The organism is Vibrio sp. 704 (assembly GCF_033339295.1).
Genome location: NZ_JAWOUH010000095.1, coordinates 1 through 1,182, shown reverse-complemented (window position 1 = coordinate 1,182; position 1,182 = coordinate 1). Strand labels below are relative to the sequence as shown.

Sequence of the window (1,182 nt, the reverse complement as noted above, 5' to 3'; positions counted from 1 at the left end):
GCAATGGTGAGCACGGACATGATCACTTTCGAAAGTGTGTCGAGTGCTTTGTAATGGCCGGCGAATAAAATGATCAAACACGTGACCAAAACGATGATGCTCAACGATGCCATCGACAGTGAAAACGGTATGAAGTAACCCAGCAAGCTCGCACTAAACATCAACAATGCTGCGGTGTTGATCACCGCCGACACCACACTTAAGAACAGAAACAACCAAAGGTAAGGGCGCCCCAGTCTCGCGTAGCCTTCGACTAACGTAAGCCCTGTGCCCATCGTATATTGCACGCCAGCTCGGAAAAATGGGTATTTAAACAGGTTTACGAGCAGGATGAGTGCGGCAAGTTGCCAGCCATAGATAGCGCCCGCTTTGGTTGAGGCTACAAGGTGAGAACCGCCCACCGCCGCAGAAGCCATTAGGATGCCTGGGCCAAGTGAGCGGAAAAATAGCGATATTCTGGATTGGGGTTGATCTGGTACGGCGGATTCCATTTCTTATTGTCCTTTGATGTTGTGTATAGCGGCATAACCTTCCCCCGCGAGAACGGTTCGCGGGAATCCAAACGGCGTGAAACCTTATTTAATGTTATGGGGTGCTTTTCCGAACGGAATAAAGTTATTTGGGTAACCACTCTATAAATATCACTCCCGCAGTACTTGTCAAACTATATTTACAAATCAGTTTTTATTTTATTTTTCGAATTTATTGACTTGATTAACCCTGTTGATTTTGGTGTTTTCATTGGTCACGAAATTAAAATGCGTTTTGACTGAGCCCTCGTTATAATCGCGGCGTTTTTATTTTCTAGAGATCCCACCCATGGCAATGCTTGAGTACAACCCACCGACTGATCCTTGGATCGACATCGTTTTTGAGGACGACCATATCTTGGCTGTGAATAAGCCGTCTGGTTTGTTGTCAGTTCCGGGACGTCTTGCAGAACACCATGACAGCATGTGGAGTCGTTTACAGGAAGAGTACCCAGATATCCAAGTCGTGCATCGCTTAGATATGTCGACGTCGGGATTGATGGTACTGGCTAAAAACAAGCGAGCAGAAAGTGCGTTGAAAAAGCAGTTCCAGTTCCGCTTAACGCATAAAATTTACTACGCACGCGTTTGGGGTCATGTCGAGCAGGAAGAGGGCGAAATCGATCTGCCATTGATCTGTGACTGGCCAAAC

At 46.7% G+C, this 1,182-nt stretch carries 1 protein-coding gene and 1 pseudogene; one reads left to right on the top strand and one right to left on the bottom strand.

Going from position 1 to position 1,182, the window contains the following annotated elements; translation table 11 throughout:
* Nucleotides 1–491 (bottom strand): annotated as a pseudogene (locus R7R24_RS24695) (divalent metal cation transporter); the annotation flags it as partial.
* A gap of 328 nt (nt 492–819) precedes the next feature.
* Between R7R24_RS24695 and R7R24_RS24690 the strand changes: the two are divergent.
* Nucleotides 820–1,182 (top strand): pseudouridine synthase (locus R7R24_RS24690; RefSeq protein ID WP_318119724.1); only part of this gene is annotated, 363 nt, incomplete at its 3' end.